Origin of the sequence: Paenibacillus zeirhizosphaerae (assembly GCF_030705605.1) — a bacterium.
Taxonomy (GTDB): Bacteria; Bacillota; Bacilli; order Paenibacillales; family Paenibacillaceae; genus Paenibacillus; species Paenibacillus zeirhizosphaerae.
The window spans coordinates 61,494-86,418 of sequence record NZ_JAPCKK010000016.1 but is presented as its reverse complement, the minus strand read 5'-3'; the positions used below and the strand labels follow the sequence as shown (position 1 = coordinate 86,418).

Genomic DNA, 24,925 nt, shown 5'->3' with positions numbered 1-24,925 from the left:
ATGTTTTGGACGATTGAAAAACTGGAACGCCGTATTCGCGAATTGAACTCATGGCGTTATCGAAATATCCGGCCGATTGCTTCATTCCAGGCTCAACTGGACGATGAAGGTATCGTAGGCCAGCGTCCCCCTCACGAGGGGGAGTGGTCGGTTATGAACACAGGAGAACGTTGGGAAGGGCGGGACAAATATATATGGTTAAAAACGGATGCCGATATCCCGGCGGACTGGAAAGGTGAAAAAATCGTCGGCATATTCGACTTTGGCAAAACAGGCGGCGGCGGAAATTCCGGTTTTGAATCCCTGCTTTATCTGAATGGTGAGCCATATCAGGGTGTGGATATGAACCATCAGGAGGTGTTCATTAGTGATGAGTTGGCTGGCACCAGCCTGAATCTGTGCTTCAGGCTGTGGTCGGGGCTTGAGGGTGGAGGCAAACCGACGGTGCAGGAGCATCAGCTCAAAACAGCGTATATCGCCTGTCTGGATACCAGGACCGATGATCTGTACTTTACGGCAAAAGCGGCGCTGGATACCGTTAATTATTTGCAGGAGACGCAGCCGGAGAGGCAAACGCTGTTAAAAGCGCTCGATCAGGCTTTTCTGGTGATCGACTGGTCCGCTCCGGGAACGGATGCCTTTTATGAAAGCGTATACCGTGCGGGCTCCAGCTTGAATGAAGCGATTGAGGGGATTCCGAAGCATTATCCGGTAACTGTTACCTGCATCGGACATACGCATATCGATGTGGCATGGCTGTGGCGGCTGAAGCATACGAGGGAGAAGGCGGCCCGTTCCTTCTCGACCGTGCTGCGGCTGATGGAGCTTTTTCCGGAATATATCTTTTTGCAGACTCAGCCGCAATTGTACGATTATATCCGGCAGGATTACCCGGACTTGTATGACCAGATCGGCAAGCGGGTGCAGGAAGGGCGCTGGGAGACGGATGGGGGCATGTGGCTGGAAGCGGACTGCAACCTGACCTCTGGTGAGTCGCTGGTGCGGCAACTGCTCTATGGAACGAAATTTTTCCGTGAACAGTATGGACGGGAATGTGAGTATTTATGGCTGCCTGACGTGTTCGGATATAGCTGGGCGCTGCCGCAGATTTTGGTCAAAGCGGGCATCCGCACCTTTATGACGACCAAAATCAGCTGGAGCCAGTTCAATAAAATGCCGCATGATACGTTCAAATGGCGGGGTATTGACGGCACTGAAATTCTCACTCATTTTATTACGACCCCTGAGGATGAATATTGGTTCTATACCTACAACGGACGTATCACGCCTCGTACTGTCAAAGGAAGCTGGGAGGTGTACCGCGACAAGGCGGTCAACCAGGAGCTGCTGCTTTCTTACGGTTATGGGGACGGGGGAGGTGGCGTCAACCGCGAGATGCTGGAAATGCGCAGACGTCTGGACCGCATGCCCGGTCTGCCGGCGGTGAAGACGGGCAGAGCGGACGAATTTTTTACGCGCCTGCATAAGACGGTCGAGCAGACGGACCAGTATGTGCATACCTGGGACGGTGAGTTATACCTGGAGTATCATCGCGGCACCTACACGAGCCAGGCGTACAATAAACGTATGAACCGGAAAATGGAGCTGCTGCTACGTGAAGCGGAATGGATGAACGTGCTGCAAAGTGTACTGTTCGGGGATTGGTCAGCCTATCCGGCACAGGAGCTTGAGGAAAGCTGGAAAATCGTGCTGCGCAACCAGTTCCATGACATCATTCCGGGTTCATCCATCCGGGAGGTGTATGAGGACAGCAAAGTCGAATACGAGGAAGCTGAACGTCTGGCAAGTCAGGCTCTGCTGGAAGCGGCCACGGGGCTCGTCAACAGCGCTGATTCGCAATCGTTTACTGTCTTCAATTCGGCTTCTTGGATTCGCAGCGGCATCGTTCAGGTAGTGAAACAGGGCAGTGAGGATCGTCTGATCTGGAAAAATCAGAACGGTGATCTCCTTACATCCCAGATGACCGCTGACGGGAACTGGCTCGTACAGTTGGAGCAAATTCCGCCGCTTGGTGCCACAGTCATTACTTCAGAACCAGGTGGGGAGCAGGAGGCTTCCGTATTTCAGATTGCTAACCATTCTGTTATATCTCCTTATTATGAAATAACGTGGAATGAGCATGGCCAATTGATCCGCATTTTTGATGTAAAGAACGGACGGGATGTACTGGCATCAGGGGCGAGAGGCAATGTGCTGCAGGTATTCGAGGATAAACCGATGCAGTATGATGCCTGGGATATCGATATTTACTACCAGGAAAAGATGAAGGAAATTACGGGTTTGACCGGGTGCACAGTCACTGAAAACGGTCCGGTCCGCACCGTGATTCAGTTCACATGGTCGTATAACCGGTCCGTGATCCAACAGAATCTGACTCTGTATGCGGACAATCCACGCATCGATTTTGAGACACATATTGACTGGCACGAACAGGATCAGCTGCTGAAAGCAGCCTTCACCGTAGATGTGCGGGCGACGGAAGCGACCTATGATATTCAATACGGCAACGTCAAGCGGCCCACGCACTGGAACACTAGCTGGGACTACGCGCGGTTTGAAACGGTGGGTCATCAATGGGCCGATCTGTCTGAAACCGGTTATGGTGTCAGCCTGCTGAACGATTGCAAATACGGCCATGATATCAAAGATAATGTGATGCGTCTGACCTTGTTGAAATCGGCAACTTATCCGGATGTGCTGGCAGATCAGGGCGAGCATGTATTTACATATTCCCTGCTTCCCCATGCGTCCGGCTGGTATGAAGGCAGGACGGTCCAGGAAGCATGGGATCTCAACAGCCCGCTTACCGGCATTCAAGGGCAGGGCGGCAGCCTGTCCATGTTCTCACTCAACTGTGATCATGTCATGATTGATGCCGTTAAACGAGCTGAGGAGAATGAGGACATCGTCATCCGATTGCACGAATTTGCGGGCGCCAGAGGACGGGTCGAGATCAACAGCGGGGTGAATATCGTATCCTGGCGTGAATGCGACCTGCTGGAGAGAGACGGAGATCATGCCTCGGAGAACGGGGCGTTCTCCTTTGAAATCAAGCCCTATGAAATCAAAACCTTCCTCGTGCAGTTGAAAAAACAGTGAACGAACCTATAGCCCTTTCGGTATAATAGAGACGTAATTATACTTAAAGGGCTTTTTTTGTAGAAAGAGGGAATCGCCCGATTCTCGATAGATGTGAAAGGCTATGAGGTGGAGGCTGGAATGAAAGCTTTATATGAACAAGTATATCAGGCATTAAAGCAGGACATCGTGTCCGGGAAATACAAGGTCGGCGACCGAGTTCCTTCGGAAAAAGAGCTGTCTGAAGGCTTTCGGGTCAGCCGGATTACGAGCAAAAAAGCGCTGGAGAAATTAGTTAAGGACGGCACAGTATACCGACAGCGGGGCAAAGGAACATTCGTATCAGGAAATCAGAAGGCACACCGGACCATACAGGATCGTGAGCGGAAACCGCTATTTGGATTAATTGTTACCGAGTTCGACGATACCTACGGCGCAAAGCTCATTTCAAGCATTGAGGAAGCGGCCGATGGCAAATGCTTTGTCATTCTAAAGCGTTCCTTAGGTCAACCGGCAAAAGAGGAAAAAATGATTAAAGAGCTGCTGGAATTCGGTGTTGACGGACTTCTTATCTATCCGGCGGAAGCGGATCATTACAGCTCTGAAATTTTGAAAATGGTGGTGAACCGGTTCCCGTTTGTGCTGATTGACAGGGTCTTCAAGGGGGTCGCTGCGACTTCCGTATCCACCGATAATACAGCCGCTGCTAAAATGGGGACAGAATATTTATTAGGCTTGGGTCACGAGCATATCGGAATTCTGTCGCCGCGTGCGATCGGAATTACGACCGTGGAGGACCGTTTGGACGGTATCGTGCAGGCCTATGCGGAAAGAAACGTCATCGTAAACAGGCAATTGTGGCTTACCGCAATCGAGAGCACGCAGCCTTCTTCTGGAGCAACGATAGATCAGGATATTGATGAAATTCAAAGGCATTTAATACGTAATCCGCACATTACCGCTTTATTTGCGCTGGAATATAATATCGCGCTTCTGGCCAAACGAGCCGCAGAGCAGCTCGGTATGCGTGTACCGGAGGATCTCTCCATTTTATGTTTTGACGGACCGGAACGAAGTCTGCAGAGCTGGAATTTCACACGTATTCTTCAAGATGAAAAAGCGCTCGGCGAGCTTGCCATCAGACGGCTTCTGGAAATGATGGAAGGCGAGTTCACATACCGGCAGGATTGTCTTCCTGCAACCTTGGTGGCAGGAAGCAGTGTCGTCAAAAACGCTGGCAGACCTGTGCATGGTGCATAATGAACATGAACGATACGGCAAGGGGACCGCTTAACCTGAATCACGGTAAGCGGTCCCCTTTTGATATGACCCTTTTCCTAGTAGACAAGCTCGATAAATTTGCTTGCCGCACTGGACAGCGGCATACTCTGCATCGTCATGATTCCTACACGTGACGGTGGAAGCGGTACATCCAATTGGATCTCGAAGAGTGAGCCCTCGTCCAGCTCCTTCGTAACAAACTCCCTGGTTACATAGGAGAGTCCGAGCCCCCGCCGCGCAAATTCGATCAGCAGATCCACGCTTCCTACCTCGATATCAGGCTTTAGCTGAAAGCCGTAGCTTTCGAAGAGTTCCGTGATGGCTACCCGGACCCGGCTGTTCCGGGAGAATAAAATAATCGGATACTGCAGCAGCTTATGCAATGGCAAAATCTCGTTTTTGAGCTCGGCATACCGTTCACCCGCGACAAAACACTCCCGCAACTGAAAGCTTTCCTTTACCTCTAATTGAGCATCCACTATAGGCATGCGCACAACACCCAAGTCAATTCTTCCTTCCTTGAGGAAGGAGATAATTTCTGGAGTCGTCCCATGATTCAGTTGCAGCCTGACATCGGGGTGCCGTTCATGGAATTTTTCGATATAAGGCAGTAGGTAATGCTTGAACAGCGATTCGCTGCCGCCCACTCGCAGCTCGCCGCTTTCCAGATTTTTGAGCGCAGCCATCCGTTCCTCTGCCAATGTGATTAGAATCTGAGACTGCTCGATGTAGGAATACAGAACAGCACCCTCCTGCGTTAGGATAACGCCTTTGGCATTTCGATGAAACAGCGTGATGCCAAAGCTGTCCTCCAGTTGCTTGATCGCATGACTGACGCTGGGTTGGGTGAGGTACAAAGCCTTGGCCGCCTGGGATAAACTTCCTGTTTTGGCAGCCCAATAAAACACCTTGTAAAGCTCATAATTTATACTCATAGATGTTGTCTATATCTCCTCTTAAATTTATTAATTACTTATATGGCTGTTAAAAGTATTATAGTAAAACTACAAAGAACAAACCAGAGCTTGCAAAAATGAAAAACCGTTGAATAAAGCAATTTACAGTCACCTTTGCAGCGCGGGAAAATCAGGCAGCTCTCTTTTGAAAGGAGCAAGGAAGATGGAGCCAACTACTTTTATTTTGTTTGGGGCTACAGGCGATTTAGCTAAAAGAAAAATTTATCCAGCTTTATATAATCTGTTTATTGATCAAAAACTGCCGGAATCCTTTTCCTTAATTGGACTGGGACGAAGAGAATGGTCTGATGAAACCTTCCAGGCGAATGTCGAGCAATCGCTTCGTGATTTCTCCAGACGGGAATCAGCGGACACGTCAAAAATCAAGCAGTTTGTGGAGGCGTTCCGCTACAGTGTTCTGGATATCGGCCGCAAGGAGGATTACCAGAAGCTGCTGCAATTGGTTGAAGAGCGGGAGCAAGAGCTGAACATTCCGCAGAATCGACTCTTTTACCTGTCTGTGGGACCGGAATTTTTCGTACCGATCGCAGACAACATTCAGAGCAGCGGACTGGGTTCCACCCAAGGCTGGAAACGTCTTGTTATTGAAAAGCCTTTTGGCCATGACTTGCAGTCAGCGCGTGAGCTCAATGAGAAGCTGAGTAAGGCCTTTACGGAAGACGAGGTGTATCGTATTGACCATTACCTCGGCAAACCGATGGTTCAAGGGCTTGAAACGCTGCGGGCAACGAACCCGGTGCTGCAGGCATTGCTGAAAAACCGCTATATCGCGAACGTGCAGATTACCGCAAACGAAACCGTAGGTGTGGAAGAAAGAGCAGGCTATTATGATCATGTAGGCGCTCTGCGGGACATGTTCCAGAACCATCTGCTGCAATTGCTCATGATGACGGCGATTCAGCTTCCGCATGGGAGTAACATCGATCAGATGCGGCTGAAGAAAAAACAGGTGATCGAAGCCTTGGAGCCTGTACGAAAACAGGATGTTGGCCTGAATATCATCCGCGGCCAATATCAGGCGGGAAGCATTAAAGGAGCTCAGGTGCCTGCTTACACATCAGAGCCCGGAATCGCTGCGGATTCCACCAACGATACCTTTATTGCGGCCAAGTTGCAGATCGATGATTATTTCTGGAAGGGCGTTCCGTTCTATATCCGCACAGGCAAAAGAATGATGGAGAAGTCCACACGAATTGTGGTCGAGTTTAAAGATCCGATCGCTCAACTGGGTTCAGTCAAGGACAGTTCCCTGCAGCCTAATCTGCTTGTCATCGAGATGAGTCCGAACGAGAGTATCACGCTCCAGTTAAATATGAACGATCCCCATCATAAGGGGGAGATCAAACCTGTGAATATCGAGCTTCACTCGAGCCAGAATGATCTGCCGGAGGCTTATGAAAATCTGATTCATGACGCAATGAATGGGGATGCAACGTATTTCGCGCATTGGGACGAGGTTGAATTGTCCTGGGAGTGGGTGCAGCCGATTCTGGAGGCATTCGAGGAAAACCTGATTCCGCTGTATCCTTATGCTGCAGGCAGCTATGGGCCTGCCGAAGTGGATGCGTTGCTTGCCAAAGACGGCTATCATTGGTGGTTTGACTCCAAGCCGGAACAGAACAGCGAGACGCAAAATAACAGCACAACCTATTCGATGGCAACCCTTTAATTTATATAAAACACAAACCAAAATATGGAGGTAATTTACAATGAAGTTTTTTGTGGATACTGCAAACCTGGAAGATATTAAAAAGGCATATAAAATTGGCGTCCTGTCGGGCGTAACTACGAATCCGTCTCTCGTGGTCAAAGAAGGCGTATCCTTTGAAACACGCATTGAAGAAATTTTGCAGGCCGTGCCTGAGGTTGAATCGGTTTCCGCAGAGGTGACACCAGATGCAGTGACAGCGGAAGAGATGATTGCCCAAGCTGATGAGCTGATCAAAATCAATAATAACGATAAAAACATTACCATCAAACTGCCAATGACACTGGCCGGCCTGGAGGCTTGCCGTTACCTGACGAAAAAAGGCGTGAAAACTAACGTGACGCTGATTTTCACCGCTAACCAGGCTCTTCTGGCAGCCCGTGCAGGCGCTACCTATGTGTCGCCATTCCTTGGCCGCCTGGATGATATTTCGGAAGATGGTGTGCAGTTGATTGTCAAAGTTGCTGAATTGTTCCGCATTCATAACCTGGATTCGCAAATTATCGCAGCTTCCGTCAGACATCCGGATCACGTGACCCGTGTTGCTATGGCCGGCGCGCATATTGCAACCGTTCCTTTCTCCGTTATCGAACAAATCTCCAAGCACCCATTGACAGATCAAGGTTTGGAGAAATTCGCAAACGACTGGAAAAAAGCAGTGCAGTAAATTTGTATTAAGCAAGACCTTTCTCAAAACTCAGGCAGGCGCGGCGGTTGTGTCAAGTTACATGCCGCCCGCGCAGTGCCTTTTCAAAATAGATTAATGACGAAAAGAGGATATAACAATGAGCAAACAACAAATTGGTGTCGTTGGCCTGGCGGTCATGGGGAAAAACCTGGCCTTGAATATCGAAAGCAAGGGATTTTCCGTCTCTTTATATAACCGTTCTGCTGAAAAAACGAAGGAGCTGCTGGAAGAAAGCCCAGGCAAAAACTTTGTGGGTACATACAGTGTTGAAGAATTTGTTCAATCGCTGGAAGTGCCCCGCAGAATCTTAATCATGGTTAAGGCTGGACAGCCCACCGATGACACGATTAATCAATTGGTACCGTACCTGGATGAAGGAGATATTCTGATTGACGGCGGCAACGCCTATTTCCCTGATACACAAAGAAGAAATAAAGAATTGTCAGCCAAAGGATTGCGCTTTATCGGGGCGGGTGTATCCGGCGGTGAAGAGGGCGCGTTGAAAGGACCGGCCATCATGCCTGGCGGCCAGAAGGAAGCATATGAGCTGGTAGAGCCGATCCTGACAGCCATTTCCGCCAAAGTGAACGGGGACGCTTGTTCGACCTATATCGGACCGGATGGTGCGGGTCATTATGTGAAAATGGTGCACAATGGCATCGAGTACGGCGATATGCAGCTGATCGGCGAAGCATACCACATCCTGAAGGATGTATTGAATGTAAGCACAAGCGAGCTGCATGAAATTTTCACGGAATGGAACAATGGCGAGCTGGACAGCTACCTGATCGAAATTACGGCTGACATCTTCTCCAAGACAGACCCGGATACGGGCAAACCGATGGTCGATGTGATTCTTGATTCGGCAGGCCAAAAAGGAACGGGCAAATGGACCAGCCAAAGCGCATTGGATCTGGGCGTACCGCTGTCGATCATTACAGAATCCGTATTCTCACGCTTCATCTCGGCCATGAAGGAAGAGCGTGTGGCAGCAAGCCAAAAATTGAACGGCCCGGCTGTAGCAAGCTATGACGGCGATGCCCAAGAGCTTATTGAAGCTGTGCGCAAAGCGCTCTATGCCAGCAAGATCGCTTCCTATGCCCAAGGCTTCGCGCAGATGAGAGCCGCTTCCGAGGAATACAACTGGAATCTCGACTATGGCAAAATTGCGATGATCTTCCGCGGCGGCTGCATTATCCGTGCCAGATTCCTGCAAAACATCAAGGATGCCTATGACCGCAACCCTGAGCTGAAAAACCTGTTCCTGGACGACTACTTCGGCGGCGTGATCGAGAGCTATCAGGAAGCATGGAGAAAAGTTGTAGCGATTGCCGTAACAAGAGGCATTCCGGTTCCTGCTTTCGCATCTGCACTGGCATACTACGACAGCTATCGTTCCGAGCGTCTGCCAGCCAATCTGCTGCAAGCGCAAAGAGACTACTTTGGCGCACACACCTTCCAGCGCACAGACCGCGAAGGAAGCTTCCACTTTCAGTGGATGGATAAAAACTGAGCATAGATAAATGAAAATAAACTCCTACAGATGATCATGGATTTAACGGTGATTATTTGTAGGAGTTTTTTTCGTCTCTATAAGGATAAAGGGGTTCCCATAAATATGAAGAAAATGCAACGAAATATCACTTTCTTGCCTTGCTGCTGATGCAATTTTGATGCAATTTTAAAGTATAATCAATGGGTGCAACCAACCAACAAAATTGGATTCGGGAGAAAGGAAAGCAATCCAACCACCTCTAAAAAGAGGATACTTGGATTCTACGTGAACTACGAATGATTAATATACTTATTGTTGAAGATGAAAAAAACATATCCGACTTCATTAAAATCAATCTTATTGAAGCCGGGTACCGTTGTGTTTGTGCTTTTGATGGAGGACAAGCTGCTGAACTGATTGAACAAAACAGCTATGACCTGATTTTGCTTGATATTATGCTGCCTATAATCAATGGATATGAGCTGCTTGAATATATCAAACCACGGGATATTCCCGTTATTTTTATTACAGCTAAAGCGGGTGTAGAGGAGAGAGTGAGAGGGCTTAAGCTGGGGGCAGACGATTATCTAGGCAAACCCTTTGAAATCATTGAGCTGCTGGCTCGTGTCGAAAGCGTTTTACGGCGTAATAAAAAAAATGAACGCTATTTACAAATTGCAGATGCCTCTATCGATACCCTTTCCCGTATTGTTAAAAAGGGAGAGGACACAATTGCACTGACATTGAAAGAGTATGAGCTGCTGTTACTCTTTGTTCGCAGTAAAAACATCGCCCTTTTCCGGGAACAAATCTATGAAAAAATATGGGGCGATGATTATATGGGAGACAGCCGAACCGTTGACTTGCACGTGCAGAGGCTGCGAAAAAAGATGGGCTGGGAAGAACAAATTGTTGCGGTATACAAAATTGGCTACCGGTTTGTGGTGAAGCAATGAAGCTCTTTTGGAAGTTTTTTTTCAGTACAAGCATTATTACTTTGTTTATGTTCAGCCTGGGGAGCTCGATTATGATCAACACACTCTTTCAATCTGCTTTAAAGCAGGAAATAGGCTATTCTCTCAAAGAAAATGATATTCTGAGAGCATCTTTGGACAAAGAACTTTCGAAAACATACCAAAGTGCCGCCGCATTCTATACCGATGAAGCTGTTTCGAAACTGGAGCAGCGTCAACTGCGGGATAGTCTGATTAAAAGCGCTTTAGAGACCATTACCGTGAGTACTTCTAACGGGACCGTCCCATTCCGGATCAGTAGCAGTAACTATCTAACCATCCATACCACCGGAACCCCGGGATTTGACAATGAATTGATCAAAAGGCTAGATCACAGTACGCAAGGTTATGAAGTGGTGCCGCTAGGCGAACAGTATTTCATCAGGGTTGCCAGCGCTATTGTGTCTGACGGAGAAACCTTCTATCTGGAAACTTATCGGGACATTACCTCATTGTTTAAAAGCAGGGAAAATCAATACCAAGTTTTTTACGGCTTGATTTTTGGCATGATTGGCTTGAGCTTTATTCTGATTTTGTTTGTTGCTTACTGGCTGACTAAACCGATCAAAACACTTGCCAGGGCAACCAAGAGCATTGCTGAAGGGGATTTTAAACTTCCGGCTTTCCAGGACAGTAATGATGAAATCGGTTTGCTTGCCAAGGCTTTCCGCCATATGTCCAGGAGCCTGGAGCACATGGTAGCGGAGCTGGAAGATGCTGCGCGGCGCCAGGAACATTTTATTGCAAGCTTTGCCCATGAGTTAAAGACACCTATGACCTCGATTATCGGTTACGCCGATATGCTTCGTTCGAGAAACGTTGAACAGGAGCAGATGATTCTGTATGCCAATCATATTTTTCAGGAAGGAAGAAGGCTGGAAGCCCTTTCGCTCAAATTAATGGATCTGATCGTATTGAAAAAACAGCAATTCAACATGAAAAGGGTTCCTGCGTCTCATTTATTTGAATCCGTGCAAAGTGTGATTTCACCTATACTCAAGCGCGAAGGGATAGAACTGGTCATGGAGGCGGATGAGGCGAATTTGTTGATAGAGCCTGATTTGATGAAAACGGTTTGTCTTAATCTGCTGGATAACGCCAGAAAATCCATTGAGACTGAGGGTTGTATTCGTTTCCTGGGTAAAATGGACAACAAGGGTTATAGCATCATCATCACGGACAATGGTAAAGGGATGGAGCCGGAAGAGTTATCCAAAATCACGGAAGCATTTTATATGGCGGATCAATCGCGTTCCAGAGCAGAGGGCGGCGCAGGATTGGGACTGACCATATGTTCACAAATTATCGAAATGCACCATGCCGAAATGGATTTTGAAAGTGTTCCTGGTCAGGGGACTTCCGTATATATCCGTTTTAAAGAGGTGTGCGGAAAATGAAAACATTTAAAATCATGACCCTATTTCTTGTACTCATTCTATTGATGGCATTTTCTGCAGTATTTCCGCTACTGCTTTCCAAAGTCAATGATCAGCAACTGCTGGGACAAATCCATTTACAGAAAATTAAAGCTCAAGAAAATAATCCTTCCACGCAGTATAGTATGATAGACAAACTGCGCGTTCTCTATGATAAACGTGTTCATTCCAAAGACATTGTGGTTGTTCAGAACGCGCAGTTATCAGCAGCTGACCTGGAAAAGCTCAACGCCGTATGTTATGCCGAATTGCAGACGCTGAGAGAAAAAAAGCTGCTTCCTGCTCTGGAAGACGGCCTAAGCACCGGATTTGAGGGATCTTCATTTACCAGCTTTGATACGTCAAGGCCGGACCTGGTCGTGAATTACTATGTCATGACAATGTATTCCAACCAGTATCGAATCTCTTTTACGATGGACGCGGACACCCATAAAATTTACGAGCTGAGCATTGAATCGGTCGTCAAACCCCTGGTCTTGGATTACGACAATGCATACCTTCATTGGCAAGACTATATAGGGCTTTCCCTTGAGCAATCAGATCATGCCAGAAAATTACCTGAAGGCGGTTATAGCAATGATAACGGGCCGTTCCCTCCTTTGAACAGTATGTCAGAGGAATCAGATCAGGATTATCCCGTTGATGATCGAACATCCGGTATGGCCATGGCATTAGTACATGATTATACCGATGGCAACCAAACGGTCGTATATTCATTTCTCATCGCCCAAGACAAAAAAAGCTTGACCATCTCCTGGTCTTTTCAATAAAAACGAATAAATGATGCTAAAAAGATGGGATTATGATGAGTCCTGGATACAGTCACTTGTTAAAGTAACATTACAGAACGGCCGTATCTGTGGTTTTAATATAAAGAATCTGATTCAAAATTAAATTGCTTAAAGGAGATTATTGAATTGAAACGATTATTGATCGCATCCACAATGATGGCATCACTGGCGCTTACTTCAACTGCAGCATTTGCAATGGCAACAGAACCTGCAACCGGAGGACCTCAGTCCACAAGCAAAGAAACTGGAGGACTTCAGTCTGCAAACAAAGAAACGCAAAGTCGTATTGAATATACCAAGGAGATCTCTTACCTTGATGACGGCAGTGTGAATGCGGTGGTAGAAACGTGGGTAGATCCTGTAACTCACGACAAAAGGATCGACATGATGGCCAAAGAAGAGGATGGAACAATCCATCCAATCAGTCAGTACTTAAAAGAAAACGGAACGAAATGGGTAGAGGTTGCAAGAGATAAAAACGGGAAGGCTATAAGCGGAAAATACTACAAACTGTCAGAAAAGGAAAAGCTGAGTGTTGATACATGGACATCCTTTGCCGACAGTAAAGCCGAATTTGCCAAAACAGGGTGGAAACATGAAGGACTTCTGGAAGCACAGGACGGGAAGAAGCTAATCAAGCTTTCTGGTCAGAATATGCTGGAAGACGATATCCAGCCGGAAGGCAGTAAAGTGGTCATCAATGAATATGCTCAGCTCGACGAAGCTACCGGACTGCCTGTTAAATTGGAAGCATACTCTGAATATAAAGGGATCAAAACACAACAATACTCTGTTGCTTATGAGCATAAATATGTTGATGATAAAAGTTTGTTTGATACCACAGGAATCCCCATGAAGCAGTATTCAAAATTGCAATGGATTCATGGAGTTGAATACTAACTCTTGATTCAACCCTTTCGCTTCTGGCAAAGAAGTGAAAGGGTTTATTTGTTGAAATGGCAAAGCTTTGGAATAGCGGTTAGGCAGAGGAATCCGGTGAGGTTGACCACACGTTATGGTAACTGCTGTTTTTGAAAAAATGAATCGTCACGGTTGTGGATTGACCTTCGCTGGATTGAATCGACAGATCATGCCCGAGCTTTAAGGCTAAATTTTTGGCAAGGTAAAGCCCCATCCCGGTAGATTTTGCATAGCTTCTTCCAGCAAAGCCGGTAAAGCCCCTATCAAATACCCGTGGAAGATCTTCAGGTTTGATTCCGATACCGGTGTCATGAATATGCAGCTGTTTTTCCCTGGTGGTTTCTGCATAGGAAAAGGAGATCGTACCGCCGTTCCTCGTGTATTTCAAAGCATTGGAGAGAATCTGATCCACCACGAACCCCAGCCATTTGCTATCGGTGTGCACGTTCTGTGGCTCTTCCCACAGATTAAGCTGGATATGTTTATGTATAAATAGCTTGGAATGTTTGCGGATGCTCTCTTTGACGACACTGTGTAATGAGACCTCCGCAATCAAGTAGTCTTTGGAAAAGGAATCCAGTCTGGAATAATAGAGCGTCTGATCGACCAAATTATCGATTTTGCCCAGCTCATCCTCGAATTTGTCCGCCAAATAGTCTGCGCTTTTGCCTGAGCTATTGCTGATGAGCAGGCGGCTTGCGGTTATGGGGAGCTTGACTTCATGAATCCAGGACATTATAAAATCCTGATGATCCTTTTTATCTGCATGAAGCTGCTCAAGCTCCTTCAACTGCATGGCCAGTACTGCCTTCAGGAGCTGTAGATACAGCTTTTGCTCAGGGTCTTTGGGTTGCGGAAGTACGGCCAGCATATCCTGCTGCTTCATATGAAGCATGTCCTGCAGTTCATGGTAAAAAGCATTCCGGTAAAAGTAGCCGATGATGATGTAGGCAGCCGCCAGCAACGCACAGCCCAGATTCGTATACACGATATTGTCCACAAGCATGTCCGGGCTGCTGCAAACCGCGATCATCAAAGTCACAAACAAGGCGATTCCAAGGTAAAACAATAAAAAGAAACGTTTCTGTTCAAGATAGTGTAGGAGGCTCATTTTATGATATACCCTTCTCCCTTTATGGTGGTGATGTAGTTTTCTTTTCCGATCTCTGCAAGCTTCTTGCGTATACGGGTTATATTAACCGTTAAGGTATTATCGTCTACAAAACTTTCATCTTCCCACAGGCTGCGCATGAGCTTTTCCCGGCTGACGATGCTTTCTTTATGCTGAAGCAGATTTTTCAGAATTTTAAATTCGTTTTTAGTCAGCTCGGTTTTCCTTGCTCCGTTGATGATGCAGCCATCGTTCAGGTTCAGTACGACCCCATCGTGCTCAATAATGTTCGGAGAGGTTTCGCTATAGGAATAGGTTCTGCGGAGGAGAGCTTTGATCTTTGCAATCAGCACCTCCTCATAGAATGGCTTCGCAATAAAGTCGTCGCCCCCCATGTTCATCGACATCACCATATCCATAGGCGTAGTACGGGAGGAAAGAAACATAATTGGCGCCTTGGAAACCTCTCTGATTCTGCTGCACCAGTAGTATCCGTCAAACGCTGGCAGATTGATGTCCAGCAGCACAAGATGGGGATTTTCCGTAAGAAAGGCTTGCAGCACCTGATGAAAGTCTTCCAAGGCGATGACCTCATAACCCCATTTTTCAAGTGTTTCAACCAGTTGCTCCCGGATAACGGGCTCGTCTTCGATAATCATGATTTTCATGTCTTGACCTCCCATAGAACCATTGTATCACCACTGCTTTTATATAAAAGCAGGCTTACAAAAATGTAAGGTTGTCTTCGAGCATTGCAAGGTTGTTCAAAGGCAGCGCTGCTTCGGAGATGATAGGATAGGACCAAGGTTAAGAGCAACAACATTTTGAAGCGGAGGACATGGGAAAAATGAGAACCATTGTGGAAGCTAAGCAAATCAAAAAGGCGTTTGGTGCCGAAGGAAATGTGCTGCATGTGCTGCATGGCATTGATATGACGGTGCAAGAAGGTGAATTTGTCGGCATCATGGGGGCATCCGGTTCCGGCAAAACCACGCTGCTTAATATACTGGCGACCATCGATCAGCCAACTTCGGGGGAGATCCGGATTGATGGGGACGATATCCTGCAACTAGGGGAGGAGGAATTGTCCGCGTTCCGCCGGGATAAGCTCGGGTTCATTTTTCAGGATTATAATTTGCTGGATACATTGACGGTTAAAGAAAACATCCTGCTGCCTCTGGCCCTGGCCAAACAAAATGCGGCCGAGATGGAGCAGCGGGTTCGGCAAATAGCCGAACGGTTCGGGATCGCTTCCATTTTGGACAAATACCCGGTTCAGATTTCCGGCGGACAGAAGCAGCGCACGGCAGCATCACGTGCCATGGTTACGAAGCCCCGCCTGATCCTGGCCGATGAACCGACGGGTGCGCTCGACTCCAGGGCAGCCACGGAACTGCTGGAAAGCTTGAAGGAATTGAATGAGCAGGAGCAGGCGACCATTTTGATAGTAACACATGACAGCTTTGCCGCCAGCTACTGCAGCCGGGTGTTATTTATCAAGGATGGAGCTATGTTCAGTGAGCTGGTCAAAGGGAGCACTTCCCGCAAGGAATTTTTTAAAAAGATATTGGATGTGCTCACCGTGTTGGGAGGGAACAGCAGTGACCTTGTTTGATGTTGCCAGGAAAAATATACGCGGGAACTTCAAAAACTATCTGGTTTACTTCGTATCCATGCTGTTCAGTGTTGTTATCTATTACACATTTGTGTCTCTGCAGCATAACACCGAAATCGCGGAGAGCATTGAATCGTCGAAAAGCATGAAATCTGTATTTATGGCGGCATCCGTTATTCTCATATTATTTGTGGCCGTGTTTATCTTCTATTCAAATCAATTTTTTACACAAAAGCGCAAGAAAGAGGCAGGAATCTATTTACTACTGGGTCTGCCTAAAAAAACGGTCAGAAACCTGTTGATTTATGAAAATCTGCTGTTGGGTATTGTCGTTTTATTCGTTGGCATTGCGCTGGGGGCGTTCTTGTCCAAGTTATTTGCCATGATCCTGTTACGACTGCTCGGGTCCGCCACAGCGGTAGGGATGAATTTTTCGCTTGCGGCCGTTTTGAATACCATCGTCGTGTTTGCGGTGATCTTTTTGATTACATCGTTCCAGAGCTATCGTTTGGTCTATAGGTTTAAGCTTATTGAGCTGTTCAGAGCGGAACAGGAAGGGGAACAGGAACCCGGAGCCTCCTGGATATCCGCAATTATTGCCGTCCTGTGTATTCTTGCGGCATATGTCTATGCATTCCGGAGCTTCTCCGACAGCAAAGAAATTCTCACGAATCTGGGAGTCATGATTGGCGGAATTATTGTTGGAACCGTGCTGCTGTTTTCTTCGCTCGTAATTTTTATTTTAAAACTGACCAAACGCAGAAAGAAAAGCTATTACAAAGGCATGAATTTGGTCAGCACGTCGAATCTTGTGTATCGAATCAAAGGCAATGCACGAATGTTAAGCGTCATTTCCTTATTGTCGGCGGCAGCATTATGCGCATTCAGTATCGGCTTTGGCATGTATTACGGATTTGAGAAAACGTCAAGGCTGGCAGCCCCCTTCAGCTATATGTTTATTGCACAGGATGATCATTTTAATCAAACGGCAGATAAAATCATCCGCAGCGATCAGGAGCACCCGGTTGACCACAAGATGACGATACCTGTCATCAAGGTGCAGGGCGAGGCCTCTAAGCCGCAGATCCTCAGCGAGAAAGAAGCGAAAGCGGATGAACGCCCCATCAAGGTAATTTCACTGGCTGAGTACAACCGTGCTGCTCAGGCGCTGGGTGTTCCACAGCTGAATTCTGTAGGAGAAACGGAGGCCATCGCTATCCAGCCGCTGTACACGGACCGTGAAAGTTCGGATTATGAGGGAGAGAGCATCACGCTCCAGCTACCGAAAGGACCCGAAACCTTATCTTTTGCGGGTATGACCGTACAGCGGGTGCTGAATTGGAGTTATCCTGACGTGATGATTATCGTGAATGAAGAAACTTTCCGTACTCTGGAGGGCCAAATTTCTCCTGAAAAGTACATCGGCTATATTGTACAGCAGCAAAAGACAACCAAAACAACCGCTGATCTGCTTGCAGTCGTGAAAACACCTGAATCCAAGCTGTTGACCTTTTATTCCGAGTACCGGTTAGGGATTGAGGACGCCACCTTCAACGTATTTATTCTCGGCTTTCTCGGTCTGATTTTTGTGATGGCCACCGGCAGCATCATTTATTTTAAGCAGGTGAGTGAGGCGGTGGCAGATACAGGAAGGTACTCGATTCTGCGCAGGCTCGGGGTCAGCAGCAAGGAAATCAGACATTCCATTCTGAAGCAAAATGCGTTTGTTTTCCTTCTGCCATTGGCGGTGGCACTGGCCCACTACATGGTGATCCTTCAGTTGCTGATAAGACTGTTCAGTTCACTCGCTGGAGTTGATTTAACGCTGCCGTTTTTAATCTGCGCCGCTGTTTTTATTTTGATCTACGCTATTTATTTCGCTTTAACGGTAAATGCCATTAATGGAATGGCTCTTGGAGAATCAGCCCGTATGGTGAAGGGTTGGGTCGCCATCCTCCTCGTCGGTGTACTGGTCATCAGCGGTATGTTTGTCGGATTAGAGGGCAGTGTCCCGCAGGAAAAGGCAAATACAGGCGCGAAAATTCAACTGGAGCTGCCAAAGCCAACAGGCAAATATCCCGTCGGAACGGCAGAATTGCACCTCGTGGACGAACAACGTCCCGACCCCTGGAAAAAGGATAAACAACGAGAGTTGATGGTCAGTATCTGGTATCCTGCCGAGAAGGTAGGCAGTCAACCTGCGCTTTACATGCATCCGGAAGCAGCCAGAATTTATGACGAGGAGACGGTCAGCGCCGTGGGGATCGATCCGGGGCGTATCAACTGGGCGGGGGTTAACACCCACGCATGGCTGGATGTGCCTGTGGCCCGGAACGAGAGCGGCTGGCCGGTCATTTTATATTCACCGGGAGGCTCGGTTCCCAGAACACTTGGTACTGTATTGGTCGAAGAGCTGGCAAGCAGGGGATATATCGTCGTTACCGTGGATCATACCTATGATGCCTCCGTTGTAGCCTTTCCGGACGGACGTGTGGAAACAGGACAATTGCCGGATATCAATGCTAACAGCATTCTGAAAATGTTGGATGTTAGGGTAAACGACATGCGTTTTGTCCTGGATCAGCTCGCCAATCTGAATGATGGTGTCAACCCTGACTATGAGGGACGCACGTTGCCTGCAGGACTTCAAGGCGTGTTGGATCTTTCAAAAATCGGCATATTTGGACATTCCGCAGGCGGTGCTACGGCGGCTCAGACGATGTATGAAGACAGCAGGCTGGATGCCGGGATCGACATGGACGGAACGATGGGTTATATGCCGGATCATCCGCTGCCTGTAGCAGAACATGGTCTTGATCGTCCGTTTCTGTTGATCAATGGCGGCTACAACGATGAAGGAGAGGTCGATTCTCATCTTACGGCTCCAGACCGCAAATCTTTTTGGCAAAATTCGAACGGTTGGAAGCGGGATATTAGTATTCCTGGCGGCGCGCATTACACATTCACGGACTATCAATATCTGCTGCCTGCCCTTGACGGCAAGCTAAGTATGTCACCGCAGGTGCTGCAGCAAGTTATCGGCAGTGCTGACCCGGATCAGGTGCTGGATGCGCAACGAAAGTATGTTACGGCATTTTTCGATCTTCATCTCAAGGGAGCGAATCAGCCTTTATTTGATTCTTCCACAACTCCGTATCCGGAGGTTCGGTTCGTGGAGCCTTAGTTTAATAGTTTTTCTGGTAAGCCTCATCCAGACATGGAGGGGCTTTTTTCTTGATATTGAATAAATATAAAAAGCAACGTATACTAAATGATAATGATAATCATTTACTAGATATCTACTTTAAACTTAGGCCTTGGAGGAACACCTTATGTCCAGGAATGAAATCTTTGATGTCACTGTTATCGGTGGAGGACCGGCAGGATTATATTCTGCTTTCTATAGTGGTTTGCGTGGAATGAAGACCAAAATCATTGAGTATCAGCCAATGCTGGGGGGCAAGGTTCACGTTTATCCGGAGAAAATGATCTGGGACGTGGGCGGCCTGATTCCGACAACCGGGGCCAAATTAATAGAACAATTGGTACAGCAGGGACTGACGTTTAATCCGGAAGTGATGCTGAATACGAAGGTAGAGTCGATTGTTCGCAATGATGATGGGCTGTTTGAATTACATACCGAAGCCTCCGGGCTTCATTTGTCCAAAACGGTGATTGTTGCTGTCGGTGGTGGCATTCTGAATCCGCAGAAGCTGCAGATTGAAGGGGCCGAGCGCTTCGAAGTATCCAATCTCAATTACACGGTAAAATCGCTGGAGCATTTCAAGGATAAAACGGTCATCGTGTCTGGTGGCGGCAATTCGGCAGTAGATTGGGCGAACGAGCTTGAGCCAGTCGCCAAAAAAGTATATCTTGCATACCGCAAAGAAGCGCTGAGCGGGCACGAGGCCCAGGTAGATCAGCTAATGAACAGCACGGTCGATTGTTTCTTTCATACCGAAATCACCAAGCTGATAGCATCGAATAATCATGAGGTTATCGAGCATGTAGAGCTGACGAACAGCGCAACGGGTGAGGTTACAAGCCTGTCCGTGGACGAGGTCATTATTAATCATGGATATGAACGTGACATTTCCCTGCTGGAGAGCAGCCCGTTGAATATTGATCGTAAAGATGATTATTATATCGCGGGGTCAGCACACTGCGATTCCTCCGTTCCCGGACTGTATGCAGCAGGGGACATTCTCCATTATGACGGGAAGCTGCATTTGATTGCGGGAGCCTTCCAGGATGCGGCCAACGCGGTCAATAGCGCCAAACGCTTCATTGATCCGGAGGCGCAAAAGAGTGCGATGGTATCATCGCATAATGAGGCTTTCAAAGAACGCAATCGTGAGCTTGTAAAGCAAATGTTTAAGCAGTCTAATCCATAAAATATGATGGGTCAATCAATAACAAGAACTGTTCGGCTAAATATTGCGGTGTATAAGGCAGGTCATTGCGAAGCCAGGCCACAATTGTGCCAATCAAAGCTGCTGAACCGTGCCAGATCGCGATATCTTTTTGAATACCAGCTTTTGAGATAAAGGGGTCTTTTTCTACCCTTAGCGTTACGGCCTTCGATAACATCTCATGCAATCGATCCGTAAAGATAGGGGTCCGTTTAGACCCCAGAACAACTTTATAAAATTTAGCATTATCTGCAATGTGCTCAAGCAGTTTAATTAAAACCCAAGAACTCTTGTCTTTAACGGAATCTAGATTCAGAGGCTTGTGGTGTAGGACGTTTTTAATATCCTCGATCATCTCTTCAGCCATTTTCTCCAACATATCCGGAATATCGCGGTAATGCAGATAAAAGGTTACTCGATTAATGGTTGCGCGCTCCGCGATTCTATTAACTGTTATTTTCTCGATCTCCATCTCCTGCGACAAATCAACAAAGGCGTCTTTTAGTAATTTACGAGTACGAAGAATCCTTGGATCTATACGAGGTTTATCTTGACTCATGCAAATCTCTTCCTTTCTTTAATTTACATTGATATTAGTTTCTGTTGTATAAATATTACTTAGACAACAAAAGATACGGATAACGATGATTACTTTACACTTTGTCCTATATTGTCGCTTGCAAGAAATAGTACTATATTTATAATTTAATTTATACAATGTTGATTATCTAACATTTTGTAAATTAAGTCTAGAGATATTTGGAAAGGATGTAGTGAGTTGAGTAAAAGCAAGGAAACAACAAGTAGTTCGGTCAAAAAAGGGCCTATTTTGTTCATTATGATTTTGGGTGCCTTTCTGGCAACTTTGAATCAAACCATCATGAGTGTTGCGACCCCGGAATTGATGAAGGATTTTAATATTTCCGCTGCAACCGCCCAGTGGCTGACCACGGGCTATATGTTAGTTAATGGAGTGCTGATCCCTATTACAGCTTATTTCATGCAGCGTTTCAGCACTAGGCAGCTTTTTCAGGCGTCCATGTTCATCTTTCTAATAGGTACAATTGTCTCGGCAATTGCAACGAGCTTCCCCGTACTGCTAACCGGTCGTATGATTCAAGCAGCCGGTGCAGGGATTATTATGCCGCTGCTCTCAAATGTAATCTTAACGCTGTTCCCGCCCGATAAAAGAGGGTCCGCCATGGGGATGATGGGCCTTGCTATTATTTTTGCTCCAGCGATTGGGCCAGCGCTTGCTGGTTACATTTTGGAGAATTACGCTTGGCAAACGATGTTTTATGGGATGATTCCGTTTGCTGTTATTGTCATTGCCTGCGGCTTCATTTTTTTGAAGAATGTATCTGAACGGGTTAAAACTCATCTCGATATTCTAAGTGTCGTATTTTCCACCATCGGTTTCGGGTCACTGTTATATGGCTTTAGCCAGGCAGGAAGTCAAGGCTGGTCCAGCTTGGAAGTTCTGCTCACTATAGCTGCTGGTATTGTATTTCTAGTTCTATTCTCGTGGCGTCAGCTTGTTTCCAGGGATCCTTTGCTCGATTTGGGAGCATTCAAGTATAGTATGTTTTCCTTGACGACAATCTTGAATATTGCGGTGACGATGGTCATGTATGCGGATATGATGTTGCTGCCGCTCTATTTACAAAATGCACGAGGGTATACAGCTTTAGAATCCGGCTTGCTTATGCTTCCCGGCGCGCTTGTGATGGGTTTTCTTATGCCGGTCGCCGGTAAACTTTTCGATCGCTTTGGCGCAAAATGGTTATCTGTCATCGGGATGACCATCACGATTGTTTCAACGCTTGGCTTTGTTAATTTAACAGACTCGACAAGCTACACTTATCTGTTGCTTATGTCTACTGCGCGCCGTATTGGGATGGCTTTGCTTCTGATGCCAATCCAAACCGCAGGCTTGAATCAATTGCCAAATCGATTGAATCCACATGGTACGGCAATTTCCAACACTGTTCGTCAAGTTGCAGGTGCTATTGGTACCTCGTTGCTCGTAACCGTCATGTCCGACCGGACAAAAACACATATGAAAGATATGATGGCTTCCGGCGGAACTGAAGGGATGACGCAAGCTCAAATGGTTACGGAAGCAACGATACAGGGGATAAACGACGCCTACCTTGTTATTGTTGGCATCGGTGTTCTTGGTTTGTTGCTCTCGTTCTTTATCAAACGTGTAAAACAAGCCGTCGAGGAACCATCTTCCGAAAAAACCAAAAGAGCTATTCCAAAAGAGGCTTAATTACAAAAAAGATCATTAAGGCATGATGATGAACAAACAAGAGGTTTGATTCGCAATCATCTGGAATTCTTGAACAAGCATGGACATAAGGTTTCGGCTGATGATTTTGCAGCGCAAACACGATTTTTCCTCAGCGATGAGTTTCATCTTCGTATGCTGGAAGGCCAGCAAACTGGATTAGCTTATTATCTGTACGCGGCTGCGGAGGCATTTGCTGTGGCAAATCCATAAGCAATGGGTTCCATAAGAACTGCAGGATATTTCTGCGGTTCTTTTTTTCGTTCAACAATGTGAATGTGCTGCCGAGGCTGTGCATTTGCAGAATAAGGGATTTCCCTGTGCGCTATAGGATATTCTCTATGGGAAGCTCTGTACGTATCTATCCTAATTTTTGGTTTTTTTTATTGTAAACAGATAAAAGGTGAAATATAATGACCTTAGTCATAAATGACCAAGGTCATTTTCGGGAGTGATCATGTGCTAAGAGAAGTAAAGAAAAAGAAAACGAAGGATACTATCGTTTATCATGCTGTTGAACTGTTCAAGCAGAAAGGTTTTGAGAACGTGACCGTTGAGGAAATTACCCAGGCGTGCGGAATTGCAAAAGGAACCTTCTTTAATTATTTTGCCAAAAAAGAGCATGTTCTTCTTCACGTTGCTGATTCCTATTCCACATTACTGGGGAAAATTACGGAAAGACATCAGGAGGGTAAACTTAAGCCCAGATTACTTAGTATATTCGGCGAACTGCTCACCATTTATTCAGATCATTCCGGTTTACTGCGCCTTGCACTGGCTGAAACGGTTAAAGTAGCAATCGAGGGCAAGGAGCAAGCAGCAAATTTAATAATTCTGCAGGAGAGAATTCGTGGGGTTATAGAGGAGGCGGTTAGAGACGGTTCCTTCCGACCCCGCACAGATTCGGATACCGCAGCTTCGATTTTAGTCGCGATCCTGCTCCATACGCTGATGATGTATTCGGGGGAAATAGACAAACAGACCATCATTGAGTCATTCAAGCGAGGGATGGACGCAGTATGGGAGGGAATTGCAAATGAATAGGAAAAAGAAATACCGAAGAAAAGTTGCGGCTGTTCTGGCCATCCTTATCCTTTTTATAGCGGTAAACAACAGCAATCTGTTTGTCCAGCCGAGTGGTGAAGCGCCACTCCTTCTTGCACATCGTGGGCTTGCGCAGACGTTTACGATGGACAATATAACGAATGATACATGTACGGCGGAACGAATCTACCCGCCTGAATATCCATACCTGGAAAACACGATCTCCTCCATGAAGGCGGCCTTTAAGGCTGGGGCGGACATCGTAGAGTTTGATGTGCATCTGACCAAAGACGGACAATTTGCCGTGTTTCATGATTGGACCTTAGGATGTCGTACCAATGTGAATGGAACGACCAAAGACTATACGATGGCCGAACTGAAAAAAGTGGACATTGGTTATGGCTACACAGCGGATCAAGGCCAGACCTATCCTTTTCGTGGTAAAGGTGTCGGCATGATGCCTTCCTTGACGGAGGTATTGGATCATTTCCCCAATTCTTCATTTCTGATTAATGTCAAAAGCAGTGATTCCGAGGAAGGCAGGCTGCTCGCGTCCTTTTTGTCCCGGCTGACGAAGAAACAGCAAAGCCAATTGGCTGTTTATGGGGGAGACGAGCCGATTGACGCTTTGAAGAAGGAGATGCCGGATATGAGGGTCATGTCGAAAGCGAGCATCAAGCAATGTCTGCTCCCTTATGTGGCTGTGGGCTGGACAGGATATATGCCTAACTCATGCAAAGATTCCCAGCTCCATATTCCCGAAAAAATCGCCCCCTGGCTGTGGGGATGGCCGCAGAAATTTGTCAATCGAATGAAAAATGCCGATACCCGTGTCATCGTGGTGGCCGGGAACGGCAGCGAATTTTCGAGCGGTTTCGACTCGGCCGAGGATCTTAAACGTTTGCCCTCCGATTACAGTGGCGGTATATGGACAAACCGGATTGATCGAATCGCGCCTGTTTATCAATGAGATTCGTAGCCGTAAGGCTTGCTATGAAATGCGTTTCATACTCTATACTTTTCCTGCACAAGTTATATGTA

The 24,925-nt window shown here is 46.8% G+C and carries 19 protein-coding genes and 1 pseudogene; 16 read left to right on the top strand and 4 right to left on the bottom strand.

Features of this window, described 5'->3' with window-relative positions; all coding sequences use genetic code 11:
- Both OIN60_RS10200 and OIN60_RS10195 read left to right on the top strand, forming a co-directional pair.
- Positions 1-3,120, top strand: a complete 3,120-nt coding sequence (locus OIN60_RS10200; protein ID WP_305754768.1) for an alpha-mannosidase — start codon at positions 1-3, stop codon at positions 3,118-3,120.
- A gap of 120 nt (positions 3,121-3,240) precedes the next feature.
- Positions 3,241-4,359 carry a GntR family transcriptional regulator gene (locus OIN60_RS10195; RefSeq protein ID WP_305754767.1) on the top strand — a complete coding sequence of 373 codons (1,119 nt, stop codon included), beginning with the start codon at positions 3,241-3,243 and terminating at the stop codon, positions 4,357-4,359.
- Positions 4,360-4,436: 77 nt separating this feature from the next.
- On the opposite strand, the gene OIN60_RS10190 is transcribed toward OIN60_RS10195, so the two are convergent.
- Positions 4,437-5,315: a LysR family transcriptional regulator gene (locus OIN60_RS10190; RefSeq protein WP_305754766.1), complete on the bottom strand. Its 879-nt coding sequence runs from the start codon at positions 5,313-5,315 to the stop codon at positions 4,437-4,439.
- Positions 5,316-5,499: 184 nt separating this feature from the next.
- Here OIN60_RS10190 and zwf point away from each other — a divergent pair, with 184 nt between their 5' ends.
- The 7 genes from zwf (at position 5,500) to OIN60_RS10155 (ending at position 13,388) form a co-directional block, all read left to right on the top strand.
- Positions 5,500-7,026: a glucose-6-phosphate dehydrogenase gene (zwf, locus tag OIN60_RS10185; RefSeq protein ID WP_305754765.1), complete on the top strand. Its 1,527-nt coding sequence runs from the start codon at positions 5,500-5,502 to the stop codon at positions 7,024-7,026.
- Between the two features lie 40 nt (positions 7,027-7,066).
- On the top strand, positions 7,067-7,732 hold the full coding sequence (gene fsa / locus OIN60_RS10180; RefSeq protein WP_305754764.1) for a fructose-6-phosphate aldolase: 666 nt from the start codon (positions 7,067-7,069) through the stop codon (positions 7,730-7,732).
- Positions 7,733-7,850: 118 nt separating this feature from the next.
- Positions 7,851-9,266 carry an NADP-dependent phosphogluconate dehydrogenase gene (gnd, locus tag OIN60_RS10175; protein ID WP_305754763.1) on the top strand — a complete coding sequence of 472 codons (1,416 nt, stop codon included), beginning with the start codon at positions 7,851-7,853 and terminating at the stop codon, positions 9,264-9,266.
- 278 nt (positions 9,267-9,544) lie between these two features.
- A complete protein-coding gene (locus OIN60_RS10170) occupies positions 9,545-10,204 on the top strand; it encodes a response regulator transcription factor (RefSeq protein WP_305754762.1) in 660 nt (219 codons plus the stop codon).
- Positions 10,205-10,275: 71 nt separating this feature from the next.
- Positions 10,276-11,658: a sensor histidine kinase gene (locus tag OIN60_RS10165; RefSeq protein ID WP_305754761.1), complete on the top strand. Its 1,383-nt coding sequence runs from the start codon at positions 10,276-10,278 to the stop codon at positions 11,656-11,658.
- A complete protein-coding gene (locus OIN60_RS10160; RefSeq protein WP_305754760.1) occupies positions 11,655-12,467 on the top strand; it encodes a hypothetical protein in 813 nt (270 codons plus the stop codon). Before OIN60_RS10165 ends, OIN60_RS10160 begins: the two co-directional genes overlap by 4 nt.
- A gap of 147 nt (positions 12,468-12,614) precedes the next feature.
- Positions 12,615-13,388, top strand: coding sequence for a hypothetical protein (locus OIN60_RS10155; protein WP_305754759.1), 774 nt, complete (start codon positions 12,615-12,617; stop codon positions 13,386-13,388).
- Positions 13,389-13,467: 79 nt separating this feature from the next.
- Here the strand turns inward: OIN60_RS10155 and OIN60_RS10150 are convergent, their stop codons facing one another.
- Together OIN60_RS10150 and OIN60_RS10145 are read right to left on the bottom strand one after the other, a co-directional pair.
- Entirely contained in the window at positions 13,468-14,520 is a 1,053-nt protein-coding gene (locus tag OIN60_RS10150) for a sensor histidine kinase (RefSeq protein WP_305754758.1), read from the bottom strand.
- Positions 14,517-15,188 carry a response regulator transcription factor gene (locus OIN60_RS10145; protein ID WP_305754757.1) on the bottom strand — a complete coding sequence of 224 codons (672 nt, stop codon included), beginning with the start codon at positions 15,186-15,188 and terminating at the stop codon, positions 14,517-14,519. The genes OIN60_RS10150 and OIN60_RS10145 overlap by 4 nt, the downstream gene beginning before the upstream one ends.
- Positions 15,189-15,367: 179 nt before the next feature.
- On the opposite strand from OIN60_RS10145, the gene OIN60_RS10140 reads away from it, so the two are divergent.
- The 3 genes from OIN60_RS10140 (at position 15,368) to OIN60_RS10130 (ending at position 20,529) form a co-directional block, all read left to right on the top strand.
- Positions 15,368-16,135, top strand: a complete 768-nt coding sequence (locus OIN60_RS10140) for an ABC transporter ATP-binding protein (protein ID WP_305754756.1) — start codon at positions 15,368-15,370, stop codon at positions 16,133-16,135.
- The gene (locus tag OIN60_RS10135; RefSeq protein ID WP_305754755.1) at positions 16,122-19,319 is read left to right on the top strand and encodes an alpha/beta hydrolase; all 3,198 of its coding nucleotides are present in this window, start codon (positions 16,122-16,124) and stop codon (positions 19,317-19,319) included. Before OIN60_RS10140 ends, OIN60_RS10135 begins: the two co-directional genes overlap by 14 nt.
- A 148-nt stretch (positions 19,320-19,467) precedes the next feature.
- On the top strand, positions 19,468-20,529 hold the full coding sequence (locus tag OIN60_RS10130; RefSeq protein WP_305754754.1) for an NAD(P)/FAD-dependent oxidoreductase: 1,062 nt from the start codon (positions 19,468-19,470) through the stop codon (positions 20,527-20,529).
- Here the strand turns inward: OIN60_RS10130 and OIN60_RS10125 are convergent.
- Positions 20,519-21,106 (bottom strand): TetR/AcrR family transcriptional regulator, encoded by a 588-nt coding sequence (locus tag OIN60_RS10125; protein ID WP_305754753.1) that lies wholly within the window; start codon positions 21,104-21,106, stop codon positions 20,519-20,521. The two genes, OIN60_RS10130 and OIN60_RS10125, sit on opposite strands and share 11 nt — an antisense overlap.
- A gap of 279 nt (positions 21,107-21,385) precedes the next feature.
- On the opposite strand from OIN60_RS10125, the gene OIN60_RS10120 reads away from it, so the two are divergent.
- The 4 genes and pseudogenes from OIN60_RS10120 (at position 21,386) to OIN60_RS10105 (ending at position 24,854) form a co-directional block, all read left to right on the top strand.
- Positions 21,386-22,822 carry a DHA2 family efflux MFS transporter permease subunit gene (locus tag OIN60_RS10120; protein ID WP_305755512.1) on the top strand — a complete coding sequence of 479 codons (1,437 nt, stop codon included), beginning with the start codon at positions 21,386-21,388 and terminating at the stop codon, positions 22,820-22,822.
- A 15-nt stretch (positions 22,823-22,837) separates the two neighbouring features.
- Positions 22,838-23,053, top strand: a pseudogene (locus tag OIN60_RS10115) (MerR family transcriptional regulator); the annotation flags it as partial.
- A gap of 246 nt (positions 23,054-23,299) precedes the next feature.
- Entirely contained in the window at positions 23,300-23,884 is a 585-nt protein-coding gene (locus tag OIN60_RS10110) for a TetR/AcrR family transcriptional regulator (RefSeq protein WP_305754752.1), read from the top strand.
- Positions 23,877-24,854, top strand: coding sequence for a glycerophosphodiester phosphodiesterase family protein (locus tag OIN60_RS10105; RefSeq protein ID WP_305754751.1), 978 nt, complete (start codon positions 23,877-23,879; stop codon positions 24,852-24,854). The genes OIN60_RS10110 and OIN60_RS10105 overlap by 8 nt, the downstream gene beginning before the upstream one ends.
- The last annotated feature ends 71 nt before the right edge of the window (positions 24,855-24,925 follow it).